Consider the following 16,557-nt stretch of genomic DNA (forward strand, 5'->3'; position numbering starts at 1 on the left):
CCGCCGGGCGCTCGGCCCAATCTGCGCCGAGCAGCCGAAGGACCCCCATCATGAGCCTGACCATCCGCCCCATCGCACCGCAGGACGAAACCGACTGGCGCCGGCTTTGGACCGCGTACCTGGAATTCTACGAAAGCAGTGTCAGCGAGGAGGTCTATGCCACCACCTTCGCGCGGCTCTGCGCGCCCGAGGTGACCGACCAGAATGGGCTGCTGGCGCTGGACGGCGAAACGCCGGTGGGACTGGTGCATTACATCTTTCACCCGCATAACTGGCGGGTCGAGAAGATCTGTTACCTGCAGGACCTCTATGCCGACCCTTCGGTGCGCGGCACCGGCGTGGGGCGCAAGCTGATCGAGGCGGTCTATGCCGCCGCCGACGCCAACGGCACGCCGGCCGTCTACTGGAACACCCAGCATTTCAATGCGCAGGCAAGGCAGCTTTACGACCGGATCGGGCAGCTGACGCCGTTTATCAAGTACGCCCGCTAAAGCCCGTCCGGGATGGGCTGAATCGCTTCAGGGGAACTGCGCCGCCTCGCGCCGCATCAACTCGCGCAGCGAATAGGAGCGCGCGATCGGCCCCTCGGCGCCCATGACGTGGCGCGGATCGGCGGGGATACAGCCCGGACCGCAGAGCTGGCGCACCACCATGCGGCGCGTATCGAGAAACCACAGCCGCCCGGCAGGCGTGCCGACATAGCCGTTGATGCCCTCGCCCTTGTCGGCGCGGATATCGTTGACGGTGGGCACCTCGGACCAGGCGCTTTCGTCATAGGCGCCGTGCGTGTGCCAGGACGCCACCACCCGCAGCCGTTTGGGCCAGCGGGGCTGGCAATAGTTCAGGAACCCGCGCCGGGCCGGGGTGGTGGCCAGCTGCCCCGAGGCGGTGTAGCCGATATAGCCGCAATATTCGCGGTTCTCGGCCACCGAGCGCGCCTGCGCCTGCGACAGCACGTGTCGCGCCACGCCGATCTCGTCGGCGGTTTGCGCAGGGGCGGCGACGGGCATCGCCATGAGCAGGGCCAGCAGGGCCATGATCCGCATCTGTTGTGTGTCCTCTCTTGCGGCGGCGGGGGCAGGCGTTACCTTTGCGCGACCTTAACGCGACCTTAGACCGAAGGGCAGTCCATGACGATCCATATAGGCGCCTCAGCCGGCGACATTGCCGAAACCGTCCTGATGCCCGGCGACCCGATGCGCGCCAAGTGGGCCGCCGAGCGGTTCCTGGAGGCGCCGCGCAAGGTCAACGCGGTGCGCGGGATGCTGGGCTTTACCGGCACGTGGCGGGGCCACCCGGTGACGATCCACGGCAGCGGGATGGGCATGGCGAGCCTGTCGATCTATGCCAACGAGCTCATGCGAGACCTCGGCGCGAAGACGCTGATCCGCATCGGCTCGACCGGCGCGATGCAGGCGCATGTGGGCCTGCGCGACGTGATAATCGCCATGACGGCCAGCAGCGTCGGCACGCCCTCCTCGACCATCTTCCGGGAACTGAACTATGCCCCCTGCGCCGACTGGGGGCTGTTGCGGGCGGCGGTGGCGGCGGCCGAGGCGCGGGGCGTGCCGCATCACGTGGGCGGCATCTATTCCTCGGACACGTTCTATGACGAGCGGCCCGACCTCAACGAGCAGATGACCCGCCACGGCATCCTCGCCGTCGAAATGGAGACCGCCGAGATGTACACGCTGGCCGCGCGATACGGCGCACGGGCGCTGTCGGTGCTGACCGTGTCGGACCACCTGCAAACCGGCGAGGCCCTGCCCAGCGAGGACCGCGAGGCCAGTTTCGGCGACATGGTGGACATCGCGCTGGAGGCGGCCTTCGCGTAGGGTGCGTTTCCAACGCACCTGTTTTGGGCCGGGAAACATCTGTGCCGCCACGGTGCGTTGAAAACGCACCCTACGCCCCGTCCGAAAAAGCGAACATCGCCCCCTTGGACACCCCTGCGCGCGGAATCAAGGCGCATCGCGCCGCCGCGCCATCGTCATGCTGGAAGCATGCCTTTGGCATGACCCCCACCCAGGGGGTCGGCCCTGGCGCTCCTTCAGTCGTCCTCCAGAAACGCGAACGCGTCCCCCTCCACCCGCACCCGACCCAGCGACGGCAGACGGAAATGCGTGCCCAGCACCCGCGCATCACGTTCCGCCGCGTGCTCCAGCAAGGCCCGGCGCGACAGCACAGCCCGCTCGGCATCCTGGTCGAAGGTGAAATGCCACTCGGGGTGCCAGCATTGCGCCGCCGTGTGGATCGCGTCGCCGGTGATCACAGCCTCGGCCCCGCCGCCATGCACCCGGACCGACACATGCCCCCCGGTATGCCCCGGCGTCGGCATCAGCGTCACGTGGTCTCCGATCCCGTGCGCGCCTTCGACCAGCTCCGCCTGCCCGGCCTCGAACACCGGCAGGAGGCTCTCGTCATACATGCCTTTGGCCTTTTCGGCATAGAACGCCTCGTCCGCCTGGGGCAGCAGATAGCGCGCGTTGGGAAACGTTGGAACCCAGCGCCCGTCCAGCAGCCTTGTGTTCCAGCCCACGTGATCGACGTGCAGATGCGTGCACAGGACATAGTCGATATCCTCCACCCCCACACCCGCCGCGCCGAGCGCGCTCAGGAAACGCGGCGTGTCGCGCTGATGCCAGTCGGGAAAGCTGGGCGCGGTCTTGTGGTTGCCGACGCAGGTATCCACCAGGATCACGTGACCCGGCGTCTTCAACAGAAAGCCCTGGATCGGCAGCATCACGCGGCCCGTCGCGGGGCACAGCCCGCCCGGCATCTTTTCGGCGATGATCCGTCCCACATGCCTACCGGCGCCCGGGAACATCTCTTCGGGTGCCAGGAACGGCGCGTCGATCTCCAGGATGCGCCAGACCTCCACCTCTCCGATACGACACAGCATGACGCTCAGCCCTCCCTGATCCTCTCGGCCACCCGGCCCGCCCAGAGGTCATAAAGCGGGGCCGCTGGATGAAACCCATCGGCGGCCATCAGCGCCCTGTCCATCGGGAACGCCATTGCAACGTAAGCCAACGCGGGGTCTTGCGCCACAAGCGCGCGCAATTCGGAATCCAGCGCGGCGGCCCGCGCGCCCAGCACACCGCGCAAAGGGCGCGGCAACAGCGGGAACACCCCCAGCGGCGGCACGCCCGAGGCGACGATCCGTTCTACCCCGAACCTGTCCCGCAACAAAGCCGCGAGATCACTGTAGTTGCGTCGCCACCGCGCCCGGCGCATCCCGTTCTTGGCGTCGTTTACGCCAAGCGCGATCACCGCCGCGTCGAACTGCGCACGCGGTATCCACCCCAGATCGGCCAGGGCGCTTGCCGTCGTCGCCCCGCCCCGCGCCTCCAGCCGCCAGTGCACGCGGAAATACGGCGCAAGATGCGCCGCCAGCCGCCCGGCGAGCGCGTCCTCCTGCGTCTTGACGCCCACGCCCGCCGCCGAACTGTCCCCGACGATCAACACCCGCAGCGCCGCGCCCTGCCCGGCCACGCCGTCGCGCGGGCCTGCCGCCTCGGGCAGGCGTGCGGCGCGCAGCATCACCCAGGCCGCCTGTGGCACCAGCACCGGCGACAGCAGCGCCGCGCGGAGCGCGTCACGCATCGGTTTCGCTTTCACAGAGCGCCATGCCAGCGTCGCTCAGCGCATAGACCCCGCGCTCGACCCGGAAGAACCAGCCGGAGTGGTTGTCCGCCATGATCCGCGTCGCCCGCGCCACGCCCGTCGCCCGGGCGATCACCGCGCCCGAAGACGGCCCATGCTCGGACAGGTAGGCCACGCAGGCCCGAACATCCTGCTTGTAGGCGGTCTCGATCTGCCCCCGCGTGCCGCCCTCGTTCGGATCGCCCCTGCGGGCGTTGAACTCCTTCAACAATCGCGCGCGTTTGACCTTGGAGCGGCGCGGCTGGAACGGCGCGGGGTGGCAATGCACCTGCACCGTGCCCTCATCCAGCTTGACGCTCAGAACCCCCAGCCCCAGCCGCTTGCAAAGGCCGATGTTGCCCTTGAACGCCCGCCACCCCGCCTTGCCCTTCCACCGCGGCACGGCGACATAGACCTGCTCGGTCACCGCCTGCCGCGCCACCGCCTGTTGCAGCAGGGTCAGCGAAAACCCGGTCTTCAGCTCCACCACAACCGGCTCGGCATCCGCGCGCAGGCCCACCACGTCGGCCGGGCCGACCTCGGACTTCACGTCATAACCCAGCGCCTCCAGCCAGGCCTTGACCGGGGCGTATAACAGGGTTTCGCGGGCATCATGCATCCCGGCAATTTGGCCGCAGGTTGCATGGGTGACAAGCCCTTCGCACAGCCCTATAAGGCGCGCGAACAAACTCATTTCAGCCCCGAGGACGACATATCCGATGACAACGCTCGTATTTGGCCACAGATCCCCCGACACCGACAGCACCGGCTCGCCCATCCTCTGGGCGTGGTACCTCAACGAGGTGAAGGGCCAAGAGGCCGAGGCCGTGTTGCTGGGCGAGCCCAACACCGAGGCCGCCTTCATGCTGGAGCGCTGGGACCTGCCCAAGCCGCGCATCATCACCGATGTCGATGACGGCCAGCCCTGCATCGTGGTGGACACCAACAACCCCGCCGAGTTGCCGACCAACATCAACGGCGCCGACGTGCAGGGCATCATCGACCACCACAAGCTGGTCGGCGGGCTGGAAACCTCCGGGCCGATCGACATCACCGTGCGCCCGCTGGCCTGCACCGCGACGATCATGATCGACCTGATGGGCGAGGACGCCCAGCGCATGCCCGACTGGGCCAAGGGCGCGGCGCTGACCTGCATCCTCAGCGACACTCTGGAATTCCGCAGCCCCACCACCACCGACCACGACCGCGCCACGGCCGAGCAACTGGCCCGCGACCTGGGCGTCAGCGTCGCCGACTACGCCGCCGAAATGTTCGCGGCCAAGTCGGACGTGTCGGCCTTTTCCGACGCAGAGCTGATCCGCATGGACAGCAAGGAATACGAGGTCGGCGGCACCAAGTTCCGCGTGTCGGTCCTGGAAACCACAGCGCCGGCCACCGTGCTGGACCGCAAGGACAGCCTGATGGCCTCGATGCAGGACGTGGCGAAAGAGGACGGCGTCGACCAGGTGCTGCTCTTCGTCGTGGACATCCTGAACGAGGAAGCGACCCTGCTGGTCCCGAACGACCTGGTGAAGGGCGTGGCCGAGAAAAGCTTCGACGCCTCCGTTTCGGGCGATACCGTGGTGCTGCCCGGCGTGATGAGCCGCAAGAAACAGATCATTCCCAACCTGAAGGTCTGAGGCGCGGGGGGCGCAGAGCCCCCGTTCGCCCGACGCCCCCGCAGCCGCCTGCGGGGGCGTTTTCGTTTCGGCGCATCGCCGCGCCGTCAGTCCGCGCGGCCCATCAGCCGGTCGATTGGCGCGTAATCATCGGTCAGGACCTGCCCGCGCCCAGCCGCCAGCTGCGCCACCATGTCGTCGGCAAAGGCGCCGAACCGCGTCGGGTCGGGCGCCCGCGCGACAATGGCGCTTTCCGGCGTCCGCGTCTGGCCGCCCACCACGACGAAGACGACCCGCTGGCCGGGCGCGGGCCGGGCCTGCTCGGTCCAGACCTCGACCACCGGAAAGACCGTCCGCATCGTCGCCACGATGGATGCCAGCGCGCCCAGCCTGTCCTCGTGGTCGATCACGTTCATCAGGAAACTGCCATCCTCGGTCAGCCGGTCCGCCGCAAGCTGAAAGAACTCCTGCGTCACCAGGTGCACCGGCACCACGACATCGGTGAACGCGTCGCCGATGATGATGTCGAACCGCGCCCCGGGCCGGGTCAGCAACGCGCGGCGGCCATCCTCGTGCAGGACGGTCGCCGTGGCGGGGTCGAACCAGAACGCCTCTGCCGCCATGCGCGTCACCGCCGGGTCGATCTCGGCCACGGTGATCGCGCCGGTGCCGCGCGCGGCAAAGGCACGGGGCACGGCGTAATTGCCGCCGCCGATGTGGAAACTGGTGAAATCGTCACGCGGGGCGCGCAGCATCGACAGGCGGTCCAGCATCGCGGTGTGATCGGTGAACTGCACCTCGCGCAGGCGGCGGGCGCTGATCCCGTGGGCCAGGTGGTCGATCACCATCAGGCGCACCGGGTCGGCGGGGTCGGCCGAGATATCCTCGACCCGCAGGCAGAAATACCGGCTTTCGCGGTCGCAGGGGTCGGGCGCGGCCAGCGCCAGGTATCCCGCGCCGATCACCAGCAGCACCGCAAGCGCCCCTGCCCCGGTCGCGCGCCAGCGCCCCAGCCACGCAAAGAGCAGGCCCGAGACCAGGTAGACCGCCGTCACCACCACCAGCGTCGTCGCCGAGCCGAGCCACGAGATGAACACGAACCCCGCCAGCAGCGTGCCCGCAATCGCCCCCACGGCCCCGGCGGCGAACATCGCGCCCATGGCGGGGCCGGTCCGGCGGGCCGTGGCCACCGCGATCACCGCCAGCACCGGCGCCGGGACACCGGCGAAAAAGGACGGCAGGAAAAAGACCAGCATGGTCAGCGCCGTGATGCTCCAGACCGGCTGCGCGACGGCGTCCAGCACCCAGCCCGCCACCGCCGGCAGGATCAGCACCGCACCCGCCGTGGTGACCGCCCCGGCCAGCATCGCGCCCCCGGTCCAGCGCAGCGCCTGCCCGGCGGGTTTCTCGGCCAGCCGTCCCCCCCACCAGTGCCCTGCCGAAAAGCCTGCGAGGACCACGGCGATGACCGCCGTCCAGGTATAAAGCGACATGCCCACATGCGGCGCCAGCATCCGCCCGGCGACGATCTCGACCACCAGCGATGCCGCGCTGACCACGGCCTGCGCCGTCACCAGCAGCCATAAAGGTGTCGCGCGTGTCATCCCCGCCTCCGCGTGCCGCCATTCGGCACCGCAGTTGAGACCAAGCCCGACCCGGGATCAAGCCGCAACGTCGCGGGCGGCCCCGGCCCGCTCCGGCGCGACTTGGCAGACCGCGCCGCAGCGGCTACGTCTCGGGAGACAGGAGGACCCGCGCCATGACCCGCCCGACCGATCCCGACACGCGCACCGCCACGGCCCAAGCGCCTTGGCAGACAGCCGCTACCGCAGGCCGGGGGTGACATGACCCTTCTGTCGAACCTTGTCGCCGGCGCGATCGGCCTGGTCATCCTGGCAACCGTCGCCGTGGTCTTTCTCGGCCGTGACAGGCCGCGCGGCCCGCAGCCGCGTGACACCTCTGCGGACCGGCACGGCAGCGACGCCGGCGCGGAGGGGGACGCATGAACATCGTGATCCTCCTGCTGGCGGCAGTGGTCATCTATTCCTTCATCAGCATGGGCAAGCGCGCGCGCCGCACACGGAAAAGGAAAAAGGACGACAAGGATGAAGACTGAGGACATGCAAAGCGCCGTGGTCCTTCTGGGCACCAAGGGCGGCCCGGCCATTCGCCCCGGCGGCCCGATGCCCACGTCGACGCTGGTGCAGATGGGCGGCCTTACCCTGCTGGTCGATGCGGGCCTCGGGGTCGCACGGGCCATCGGCGCGGCGGGCCTGCCGCTGACCGCGCTCGACGCGGTGCTGATCACGCACCTGCATTCCGATCATGTCCTCGAGCTGGGCCCGCTTCTGCACACCGCCTGGACCGGCGGGTTGCAGCACGAGATCCCGATCTTCGGCCCGCCGGGGATCGAGACCTACTGGCAGGGTTTCCTGGGCGCGATGGAATACGACATCGCCCTGCGCGAAGAGGACGAGGGCCGCCCGCCCTTCCACGAGCTGTTCTCGATCGGCCACCTTTCGGACATGCGGCCCATCGACCTGGAGGGCGTGCTGGTATCGGCGCTGCGCAACGATCATCCCCCCGTCGAGCACAGCTTTGCGCTGAAGCTGGAACACGGCGGCGACACGCTGGCCCTGTCGGGCGACACCGCGCCGATGCCCAGGATGATCGCCTTTGCCCGTGACGCCGACCTCCTGGTGCACGAGGCGATGCTGCCCGAGGGCGTTCAGGCCATCGTCGAGCGCATGGGCACGGGCGACAACCGTCTGCTGGAGCATATCCTGCGCAGCCATTCCCCGGCCGACGAGGTGGGGCGCATCGCCGCCGGCGCGGGGGTCAAGGCGCTGGCGCTAAACCACCTGATCCCGTCCGGCGACCCCGACATCACCGAGGCGCATTGGCGCGCCGCTGTCGAACCCTCCTATGGTGGACCCTTGCATGTGGGACGGGACGGCATGGTGATCGCTTTCGGAACCGGCGCATAGAACAGGCCGGCCCGCGCGCCTGGACCTCGGGCAACCCGGCGCGATCCTCGTCCCCTCGCGCACCGGCGACACGAAGCGCGCGCGGCAAGTCCTGCCGCTGGCGCCGCCCCGTCCCGGCCTCCGAGCCGGGACCTCCTGACGCCGGATTCAGCCCCCGGGCCTCAACCCCCGGCCTGCCAGTCGGCAATCGCCTCGACCGGATAGAGCAGCATCAGCACGTTCAACGTCAGGTTATCGCGGATGATCCACAGGGTCAGCAGCTCGAACCCCACCACGACGGCCACGCTGGCCCAGACCGGCAGGCGCCGCGCCAGCCAGAAGCCCAGCCACATGGCCGCGATATCCGAGGCCGAATTGAGCACGCTGTCGCCATAGTAGTCGAGCGAGATCGTCACCTCGCGGTAACGTTCGATCACCGCGTCGGTGTTCTCGACGATCTCCCACGCGCATTCCACCAGGGTGGCGATCACCAGCCGCCAGCCCACGTCCACGCGCCGCGCCACCGCCCAGAGAAGTGCGTAGAACAGGACACCGTGCAGCAGGTGGCTTGGCCAGTACCAGTCGAACACCTGCTGGCTGCCCTCGCTGGTGCCCACCGTGCCCCACAGATCGACCCAGCCGCAGGGGCAGGTCGGGTTCCGGCCCATCAGCAGAAGCACCACCAGGGTGGCGATGCCGATCATGGCCGTGATCCGAATGGTGATGCGCGGGTCCGTCATGCCGTGACGGAATCACAGGCTTTTGCCGCTGTCCATTGGAAAGAGTCCGTGCAAGGGTCTGAACCTTCGCCGTGGCGCGGTATTCAAAGATGCGAACCACGGGCGACCCCGCCTTGCGGAGGCTCAGCCCTGCCGATCCGGGGGGCTCCAGGTCTATGCGCCGTCGCGTCGCTCGTGGGTGTCGGGCTTGTGCCACGCCAGAGCCAGTGTCGCGATACCCGATACCGTCAGGTCCACGGCCAGGAACAGCCCCAGCACTCCCGCGGCCGCCTCGGGCAGGCCCAGCACGATTAACGCGGCGAGGGCGACCGACATCACGCCCGCGCCGGCGATCCAGCCCCAGCCGCTGCGCGGCCGCATCCGGAACGCGTAGATCAGGCGCAGCACGCCCAGGAATGCGAACAGAACCGCCACGGCCAGGGTCAGCGTGATCAGCCCGGCCACGGGGTTCAGCAACAGGGCCAGCGCGAACAGGACGAAGGACACCCCAATCAGGCTGCCGAGGAAACGACCGCCCAGCGCTTCGGTGTTGTCGCTGAAGGCCAGCCACAGCTGCGTCAGTCCGATCAGCAGGAAGGCGATGCCGGCCACCGCCGTCACCGTCAGCGACGCGGCGAACGGGTTGAAGAAGGCCAACATGCCGCCAAGGATCATCAGCAGGGCCAAGACCGTCAGGCCGGTGCGGCCCGGCGTCGGGTCTGCGGTGCGGTGCGACGTTCCGAAAGTGTCCGATGATGCCATGTCATGGCCTCCCACGGGGAAAAGATGTCACGGTTTCAACGCTCGACGAGCAGACCCGGTTCCCCGGGCGCCCAGCCGTCGGCGGGCATCTGCGCCCCCCACGCCTTGCGTAGGGTGGGGGAAACCCCACGCGCCACCGCCACTGGACCTTTCCCCGGTGCGCCGTTTAACTGGGGGCCACCCCTGCCGGAGGCCGCATCATGCCCGCAGCTCTCAACCGCTTCAAATCCGCCCTTGCCGAAGGTCGGCCGCTGATCGGCTGCTGGGCCGGGTTCGCCGATGCCTATGCGACCGAGATCCTGGGCACCGCCGGCTTCGACTGGCTGGTGCTCGACGGCGAGCATGCCCCCAACACGATCCACACGCTGTCGGCCCAGATGGGCATTCTGCACAACACATCCACCGCGCCCATCGTCCGCGTGCCCATCGCCGAGGACTGGATCATCAAGCAGGTGCTCGACGCCGGAGCCCAGACCCTGCTGGCCCCGATGATCGACACGGCAGAGCAGGCCGCGCGGGTTGTCCGCGCCATGCGCTATCCGCCCGAAGGCGTGCGCGGGTCCGGCGCCGCGCTGGGGAGGGCGTCGGGCTTTGGCGCCGTTCCCGACTATATCGCCACGGCGAATGACCAGATGTGCCTGGTGGTGCAGATCGAAAGCCGCGCCGCGCTCGACAACCTGGAGGCCATCTGCGCGGTCCCCGGTGTCGACGCCGCCTTCATCGGCCCTTCGGACCTGGCGAATGACATGGGCCATCGGGGCAATGCGAACCACCCCGAGATACGCGCTGCCATGCAGGACGCGCTGGCCCGTATCCGGGCGGCGGGCAAGGCGCCCGGCATCCTCGGCCTGGACCCCGAGACCACGCAAACCTACCGCGACTGGGGCGCGCAGATGCTGGGCGTGGGGATCGACGTTCTGCTTTTCGCCAATGCCGCCCGCAAGCTGGCCGCTTCGTGGAAGCCATGAGCTGTCTGCTGGTCGACCTTGGTGGCACGTCCTGCCGCGTCGGCCTGTCGGACGGCACCGGCCTGCGGCCCGAAACCGCGCGCAGCTTTGCCAATGCCGATTTCACCGGCCTGTCCGACCTGCTGACGACCTATCTCGACACCCAACGGCCCGGCCCCGTCACCGCGCTCTGCGCCGGTGTCGCGGGTCCTGTGCGGAACGGCACCGCGCAACTGACCAACCACGCCTGGCACATCGAGGCCGACGCGCTGGCCCGCGCCACCGGCGCCGATCATGTGCGCCTGATGAACGACCTTCAGGCGCAGGCCTACGCGCTTGACGATCTGGACGCGGACAGTGTGACTCCTCTGATCCCCGGCAGGCCCGACCCCAAAGGCCCGCGTCTGGTGCTGGGGCTGGGTACGGGCTGCAACATCGCGGTCACGCACCGGGTGGACGACGGGCTTTTCGTGCCGCCCTCCGAATCCGGCCACACCACCCTGCCCGACGCACCGGGCTTTCGCGCGCTCTACGACGCGTTGCGCGATGACGCGGCGCATCTGCCCATCGAGGCTGCCCTCTCCGGCCCGGGCCTCACCCGCCTGCACGCCTTTTATACGAACGAGACCCTCACACCGACCGAGATCATCGCCCGTAAGCCGCGCAAGACCCTTCAGGCCTTCGTCTCTCTACTGGGCCTTTCCGCGTCTAACCTGTGTCTCTCGCACATGGCGACCGGCGGCCTTTTCCTGATCGGGGGCACCGCCCGGGCCATCGCGCCATACATCAAACCGCTGGGCTTTGCCGACACGTTCCACCCGCGCGGACCTTACACCGACATCCTCGCCGCGATCCCGGTGACGCTGATCTCCGACGACAACGCGGCGCTTCGGGGCTGCGCCCGATACCTGTCACAATGCTTGAAATAATATATACTAGAATGTATATTCTTCAGCATATTTTCGGAGTCACACCATGAAACGCCTGCACACGAATCAGATCTGCACCATGACCGAACTGCGCGAACCGCAAAAGGTGCTCGACCGTGCGGGCGGCAAGCCGGTGGCGATCATGAAGAATTCCAGATGCGTGGGCTACCTCGTCCCCGAGGAAGCCTCGCTTCAGGGTGAGCCGCGCTATGCCACGATGGACGAGGTCATGGCAGCCGTAGAGGCCACCCGCGAACAGGCGCAGCCGGTGCTTGAGTACCTCAAGGACAAATGAGCTTTCTGCTTCTCTCCGCCGATCAGGTGGAGGCGCTTCACGACACCGCCCTGAACCCGGGCGAATTGCCGGGACGCGCGCGGGACAAGTCGCTGGAAGGCGCGCTCTCGCGCGTCGACAACCGGCTGGTCTACGGCATGATCGAGGATGTGTTCGACCTCGCCGCCGCCTATGCGGCCGCGGTCGCACAGGGCCATTGCTTCAACGACGGCAACAAGCGCACGGCCTATCGCACCATGCTGGTGTGCCTGACACTGCACGGCGTGTCGATCACCCATGACACCGAAGAAATCGGCCAGATCATCATCGCCCTCGCCCAGGGCAAGCTGGCCGAGGAGGACCTGGCCGACTGGCTGCGCACAAAGGCGACGTAGGGTGCGTTTTCAACGCACCTGACCACTTCCCCCACCGCTTTCGCTCTGCCATACTGCGCCATAACCCATAAAACAAAGAGCAGCGCACATGGCCGACGACCTTCTGACACCCACCGATTCCGGCACCTACGACGCCTCCTCGATCGAGGTGCTGGAGGGGCTGGAGCCCGTCCGCAAGCGCCCCGGCATGTATATCGGCGGCACCGACGAACGGGCGCTGCATCACCTGGTGGCCGAGATCCTCGACAACTCCATGGACGAGGCCGTGGCCGGCCATGCCAACCGGATCGAGGTCGAGCTGCACGAGGATCATTCCATCACCATCCGCGACAATGGCCGCGGGATGCCGGTGGATGAGCACCCCAAATTCCCCGGCAAATCCGCGCTCGAGGTCATCCTCTGCACGCTCCACGCGGGCGGCAAGTTCTCGGGCAAGGCGTACCAGACCTCGGGCGGCCTGCACGGGGTCGGCGCCTCGGTGGTGAATGCCCTCTCGGACATCCTGATCGTGCAGGTGGCCCGCGACAAGAAGCTCTACGAACAGCGCTTTTCCCGCGGCATCCCGCAGGGCAAGCTGGAAGAGGTCGGCGCCGCGCCCAACCGCCGTGGCACCACCGTCACCTTCCACGCCGACGAGCAGATCTTCGGCCATCACCGGTTCAAGCCCGCGCGGCTCTTCAGCTCGATCCGCTCCAAGGCCTATCTGTTCTCGGGCGTCGAGATCCGCTGGAAATCCGCCATTGCCGACGGCGACACCCCGCAAGAGGCCACGTTCCACTTTCCCGGCGGCCTCGCCGATTACCTGCGCGAGACGATGGGCACCGCCTCGACCTATGCCGAGAATCCCTTTGCCGGCACCGTCGATTTCCAGGAACGCTTCGGCACGCCGGGCAAGGTGGAATGGGCGATCAACTGGACGCCCAGCCGCGACGGCTTTCTGCAAAGCTACTGTAACACCGTGCCGACACCGGAGGGCGGCACGCATGTTGCCGGCTTCTGGGCCGCGATCGTCAAGGGCATCAAGGCCTATGGCGAGCTGGTCAACAACAAGAAGGCCGCCAACATCACCCGCGACGACCTGATGACAGGCGGCTGCGCGCTGGTCTCGTGCTTTATCCGCGAGCCGGAATTCGTCGGCCAGACCAAGGACCGCCTCGCCACGACCGAGGCGCAGCGTCTGGTGGAAAACGCCGTCCGCGACCATTTCGACAACTGGCTGGCGGCGGATACGAAATCGGCGGGGGCAATCCTCGACTTCCTCGTGCTCAGGGCCGAGGAGCGCCTGCGCAGGCGCGCCGAGAAGGAAACACAACGCAAATCCGCCACAAAAAAACTCCGCCTCCCCGGCAAGTTGGTGGATTGCTCGTCGTCAACCCGCGACGGCACCGAATTGTTCATTGTCGAGGGCGATTCCGCCGGTGGCTCGGCGAAGATGGGCCGGGATCGCAAGACGCAAGCCCTGTTGCCGCTGCGCGGCAAGATCCTGAACGTGCTGGGCGCGGCCAGCTCGAAACTGGGCTCGAACGCCGAGATCAACGACCTGACACAGGCGCTTGGCGTGGGGCTGGGCAGCCGGTTCAACATCGACGACTTGCGCTATGACAAGATCATCATCATGACCGACGCGGACGTGGACGGCGCCCATATCGCCTCGCTTTTGATGACGTTCTTCTTCACGCAGATGCGCCCCATGATCGACGCGGGCCACCTCTACCTCGCCTGCCCGCCGCTCTATCGCCTGACCCAAGGGGCGAAACGCGTCTACTGCATCGACGAGGCCGAGCGCGACCGCTGGCTGGAAAAGGGCCTGGGCGGCAAGGGCAAGATCGACGTGAGCCGCTTCAAGGGTCTGGGCGAGATGGACGCCAAGGACCTGAAGGAAACCACGATGGACCCCGCCACACGGAAACTCATCCGCGTGACCATCGACGAGGACGAACCCGGCGAGACCGGCGACCTGGTGGAGCGCCTGATGGGCAAGAAGCCCGAACTGCGGTTCCAGTATATTCAGGAGAACGCGCGGTTCGTGGAGGAGTTGGATGTTTGAGGAATGGAATACTCTGTAAAAAGGTCTCTACTTCACGACAAACAAACCATTAAAGCTGATTGTCCAGAGTGCAAAAGGAGCCAAAACTGTTTGGTAGAAACTGGATTGCTGGAAATCACGTATGAAGGGCCGGTAGACGCATCCGATAAACACTTAATTTTGCGATGCTTGGGATGTGACACGGTATTTTACGGCCACCTACATTCGTTTTCTGAAGAAGTTGATTTCGACTACGACGAGCACACAGGAGAGTGGCGGACATTTAATCCGGTTCATAGAAAATTCTTTCCGAAGACGAACAAACGACAGCGCGCGAATTGGCACAATACTTCATTTGAAATAGCCTATCCGGACTTGAGCGACCTGTTGGACAGCTTGCTCGAGATCTTCAATGGAGGACATAACTCATTTGTTGCTATGGGGGTGCGAACAGGCTTTGATCTAGTAGCTGAAGTCCTTAAAATAGAAGAAGACTTACCGTTCAGTGACAAGATCGAGGCCCTTCGTTCGAGAGGTTTCATATCTCCCAGAGAAAAATCCGTTTTGGACAACTTGGTTGATGCTGGTTCTGCGGCAATCCATAGGGATTGGAAGCCGACCGATGAGGAAGCAGACTTGTTAATCGAAACGCTTGAGCAATTCATAAATCGAGCGGTAGTTCTTCCTCAAGGATTAGACAACTTGGTTAAAAAAGTTCCCAAGAAAACCGTGTCAAAGGGAAAATGAAAGCTTGCTTGGCCTTTATCCCTCGCGCGGAATCAAGGCGCAGCACGCTGCGCCGCCGCGCGATCGCCAGACCGCCCGTCACGCCGGAGGCGTGCCGACCATAAACGGCGCACCTTCGGTGCGACGGGCTGGCGATTGGCTGACACAAGCCCCCCGATCAGAGGTCATGCGGACACGGCCGCCATAAAGTGCCCCGAACACCCCTCGGATCGCCACCCCGCGGTCTGGCCCTCGCGCGGCCTCTTCACCTCGCACCGCCGTCCCGGACTTGATCCGGGACCTCCCGCGTTCGCGTCCTGACCCTCGCGTTCCCGCATCACCCGCCCCGGGCCTGACCCGTGGCCTCCTCCCCCAAGCCACACGCGAAATCAGCCGGTTCCTTTTCCCGCGAATCCCGCTAACGTCGCCCCATGCGCTGGCTTTTCCTTCTGTCCCTTGCCGTCCTGATGTCCTGTGGCCGCCCCCTGACGGACACCGAAAAGGCGTTCACCACCCAGATCCACGGGCCTTCGATCAACACGAGCCGCATCCGGCTGGTCGACGGCGCGCTCATTGGCAAGACCACCTATACCCGCAAGAAACGCCCCCGCGTCGCCTGCCGCGAGCGGATCTTTCCGCCGCAGGCCGAGGAAACGCAGGAAGTCACCGTCAGCCCCGCCGCCTTTGTCTTTCTCAACAAGGTGTTCTTTTCCAAGGACTGGTACCTGAAGGATTACCTGCCCGACTATGACGAGCGGCTCTACCTGGTCGAGGCGATGCTGTTCGCGCACGAGATGACCCATGTCTGGCAATGGCAGAACCGCCGGCAGACGGGCTATAGCCCGCTCAAGGCCGCGCGCGAGCATCAGGTCAGCGACGATCCGTACCTCTTCGAGGTCGGCACCGACACGCGGTTCCTGGATTATGGCTATGAACAGCAGGCCTCGATCGTCGAGGAATATGTGTGTTGCGCCACGCTTGACCCCAAGGCCCCCCGCACGGCCCGGCTGAAAGAGCTGCTCGAAGGCGCGTTCCCGCTGGGCAAGCTGACCATCCCCGACAAGGTCGTCCTGCCTTGGGACGGGGTCGACCTGAACGGGATCTGCCGCGTCTAGTCCTGAATGCTTTCGATATAGATCAAGAGCGCCGCCAGCGGGCGCGGCGTCGGCGTCATCACCCCGTCGCCCACGTCGACCGGCACCGTGTCGCCCTGCAACAACAGGCCGAATTCCGGCATCTCGTGCCCCGGCAGGCCGGTGCGATTGTAGCCGTCGATCACCGACAGGACCCGTGTGCGGGAAAACACGCCATCCTCCTTTAGCGCCGTCAGGTCGGCAGGGGATGGGTTGTAAGAGCCTGCCCACGGACCGTTGCCCATGCCGCTGCTACCGTGGCAGACGGCGCAGTTCTCCTCGAAGATTGCGCGGCCCTCTTCGGGCTCGGGCATCGACTCCTGCGCGGTCGCCGCCCCGGCCAACAGGCACGCGGCGAGGGTAAGTGATCTGATCATGGTCCTGCTCCCTGTCTTTTGTCCAGTCTAGCCTGCCGC

The 16,557-nt window shown here is 66.5% G+C and carries 20 protein-coding genes; 12 read left to right on the forward strand and 8 right to left on the reverse strand.

The features are described 5' to 3' along the window. Window positions 1–50 precede the first annotated feature (50 nt). The gene (locus FIU89_RS18645; RefSeq protein ID WP_152493981.1) at window positions 51–491 is read left to right on the forward strand and encodes a GNAT family N-acetyltransferase; all 441 of its coding nucleotides are present in this window, start codon (window positions 51–53) and stop codon (window positions 489–491) included. A gap of 27 nt (window positions 492–518) precedes the next feature. On the opposite strand, the gene FIU89_RS18650 is transcribed toward FIU89_RS18645, so the two are convergent. Continuing rightward, complete coding sequence (locus tag FIU89_RS18650; RefSeq protein ID WP_152493982.1) at window positions 519–1,046, reverse strand: DUF4329 domain-containing protein; 528 nt, start codon at window positions 1,044–1,046, stop codon at window positions 519–521. An 84-nt stretch (window positions 1,047–1,130) separates the two neighbouring features. On the opposite strand from FIU89_RS18650, the gene deoD reads away from it, so the two are divergent. Then, on the forward strand, window positions 1,131–1,835 hold the full coding sequence (gene deoD, locus FIU89_RS18655; RefSeq protein WP_152493983.1) for a purine-nucleoside phosphorylase: 705 nt from the start codon (window positions 1,131–1,133) through the stop codon (window positions 1,833–1,835). A gap of 215 nt (window positions 1,836–2,050) precedes the next feature. Here the strand turns inward: deoD and FIU89_RS18660 are convergent, their stop codons facing one another. From FIU89_RS18660 to FIU89_RS18670, 3 genes are read right to left on the reverse strand one after another with little or no spacing between them, the layout of a single operon-like run. Next, window positions 2,051–2,902 (reverse strand): MBL fold metallo-hydrolase, encoded by an 852-nt coding sequence (locus FIU89_RS18660; protein WP_152493984.1) that lies wholly within the window; start codon window positions 2,900–2,902, stop codon window positions 2,051–2,053. Window positions 2,903–2,907: 5 nt separating this feature from the next. Continuing rightward, window positions 2,908–3,606, reverse strand: a complete 699-nt coding sequence (locus FIU89_RS18665; protein ID WP_152493985.1) for an SGNH/GDSL hydrolase family protein — start codon at window positions 3,604–3,606, stop codon at window positions 2,908–2,910. Continuing rightward, window positions 3,599–4,264 carry a DUF2161 domain-containing phosphodiesterase gene (locus FIU89_RS18670; RefSeq protein WP_152494594.1) on the reverse strand — a complete coding sequence of 222 codons (666 nt, stop codon included), beginning with the start codon at window positions 4,262–4,264 and terminating at the stop codon, window positions 3,599–3,601. Before FIU89_RS18670 ends, FIU89_RS18665 begins: the two co-directional genes overlap by 8 nt. Before the next feature lie 100 nt (window positions 4,265–4,364). Here FIU89_RS18670 and FIU89_RS18675 point away from each other — a divergent pair, with 100 nt between their 5' ends. Then, a complete protein-coding gene (locus FIU89_RS18675; RefSeq protein ID WP_152493986.1) occupies window positions 4,365–5,285 on the forward strand; it encodes a manganese-dependent inorganic pyrophosphatase in 921 nt (306 codons plus the stop codon). 86 nt (window positions 5,286–5,371) lie between these two features. Here the strand turns inward: FIU89_RS18675 and FIU89_RS18680 are convergent, their stop codons facing one another. Continuing rightward, window positions 5,372–6,868 carry a fused MFS/spermidine synthase gene (locus tag FIU89_RS18680; RefSeq protein WP_152493987.1) on the reverse strand — a complete coding sequence of 499 codons (1,497 nt, stop codon included), beginning with the start codon at window positions 6,866–6,868 and terminating at the stop codon, window positions 5,372–5,374. A 240-nt stretch (window positions 6,869–7,108) separates the two neighbouring features. Here FIU89_RS18680 and FIU89_RS22370 point away from each other — a divergent pair, with 240 nt between their 5' ends. Both FIU89_RS22370 and FIU89_RS18685 read left to right on the forward strand, forming a co-directional pair. Continuing rightward, window positions 7,109–7,270: a hypothetical protein gene (locus tag FIU89_RS22370; protein ID WP_172978165.1), complete on the forward strand. Its 162-nt coding sequence runs from the start codon at window positions 7,109–7,111 to the stop codon at window positions 7,268–7,270. A 99-nt stretch (window positions 7,271–7,369) separates the two neighbouring features. Further along, complete coding sequence (locus FIU89_RS18685; RefSeq protein ID WP_152493988.1) at window positions 7,370–8,251, forward strand: MBL fold metallo-hydrolase; 882 nt, start codon at window positions 7,370–7,372, stop codon at window positions 8,249–8,251. A gap of 161 nt (window positions 8,252–8,412) precedes the next feature. Here the strand turns inward: FIU89_RS18685 and FIU89_RS18690 are convergent, their stop codons facing one another. Further along, window positions 8,413–8,970: a DUF2585 family protein gene (locus tag FIU89_RS18690; RefSeq protein WP_152493989.1), complete on the reverse strand. Its 558-nt coding sequence runs from the start codon at window positions 8,968–8,970 to the stop codon at window positions 8,413–8,415. 153 nt (window positions 8,971–9,123) lie between these two features. Further along, the gene (locus tag FIU89_RS18695; protein ID WP_152493990.1) at window positions 9,124–9,711 is read right to left on the reverse strand and encodes an HdeD family acid-resistance protein; all 588 of its coding nucleotides are present in this window, start codon (window positions 9,709–9,711) and stop codon (window positions 9,124–9,126) included. A gap of 200 nt (window positions 9,712–9,911) precedes the next feature. On the opposite strand from FIU89_RS18695, the gene FIU89_RS18700 reads away from it, so the two are divergent. From FIU89_RS18700 to FIU89_RS18730, 7 genes are all read left to right on the forward strand, one after another. Next, a complete protein-coding gene (locus FIU89_RS18700; protein WP_152493991.1) occupies window positions 9,912–10,679 on the forward strand; it encodes an HpcH/HpaI aldolase/citrate lyase family protein in 768 nt (255 codons plus the stop codon). Then, complete coding sequence (locus FIU89_RS18705) at window positions 10,676–11,587, forward strand: glucokinase (protein ID WP_152493992.1); 912 nt, start codon at window positions 10,676–10,678, stop codon at window positions 11,585–11,587. Before FIU89_RS18700 ends, FIU89_RS18705 begins: the two co-directional genes overlap by 4 nt. A gap of 46 nt (window positions 11,588–11,633) precedes the next feature. Further along, window positions 11,634–11,882, forward strand: coding sequence for a hypothetical protein (locus tag FIU89_RS18710; protein ID WP_057793239.1), 249 nt, complete (start codon window positions 11,634–11,636; stop codon window positions 11,880–11,882). Beyond that, the gene (locus tag FIU89_RS18715; RefSeq protein WP_152493993.1) at window positions 11,879–12,256 is read left to right on the forward strand and encodes a type II toxin-antitoxin system death-on-curing family toxin; all 378 of its coding nucleotides are present in this window, start codon (window positions 11,879–11,881) and stop codon (window positions 12,254–12,256) included. Before FIU89_RS18710 ends, FIU89_RS18715 begins: the two co-directional genes overlap by 4 nt. An 88-nt stretch (window positions 12,257–12,344) precedes the next feature. Further along, window positions 12,345–14,303, forward strand: a complete 1,959-nt coding sequence (gene parE, locus FIU89_RS18720; RefSeq protein WP_152493994.1) for a DNA topoisomerase IV subunit B — start codon at window positions 12,345–12,347, stop codon at window positions 14,301–14,303. A 3-nt stretch (window positions 14,304–14,306) separates the two neighbouring features. Then, window positions 14,307–15,029, forward strand: coding sequence for a DUF4145 domain-containing protein (locus FIU89_RS18725; RefSeq protein WP_152493995.1), 723 nt, complete (start codon window positions 14,307–14,309; stop codon window positions 15,027–15,029). 410 nt (window positions 15,030–15,439) lie between these two features. Continuing rightward, complete coding sequence (locus FIU89_RS18730; protein WP_152493996.1) at window positions 15,440–16,123, forward strand: hypothetical protein; 684 nt, start codon at window positions 15,440–15,442, stop codon at window positions 16,121–16,123. Here the strand turns inward: FIU89_RS18730 and FIU89_RS18735 are convergent. Next, on the reverse strand, window positions 16,120–16,518 hold the full coding sequence (locus FIU89_RS18735; protein WP_152493997.1) for a cytochrome c: 399 nt from the start codon (window positions 16,516–16,518) through the stop codon (window positions 16,120–16,122). The genes FIU89_RS18730 and FIU89_RS18735 overlap by 4 nt on opposite strands. Window positions 16,519–16,557: the final 39 nt, after the last annotated feature.

This window comes from Roseovarius sp. THAF27 (assembly GCF_009363655.1).
In the GTDB taxonomy this organism is placed as follows: Bacteria; Pseudomonadota; Alphaproteobacteria; order Rhodobacterales; family Rhodobacteraceae; genus Roseovarius.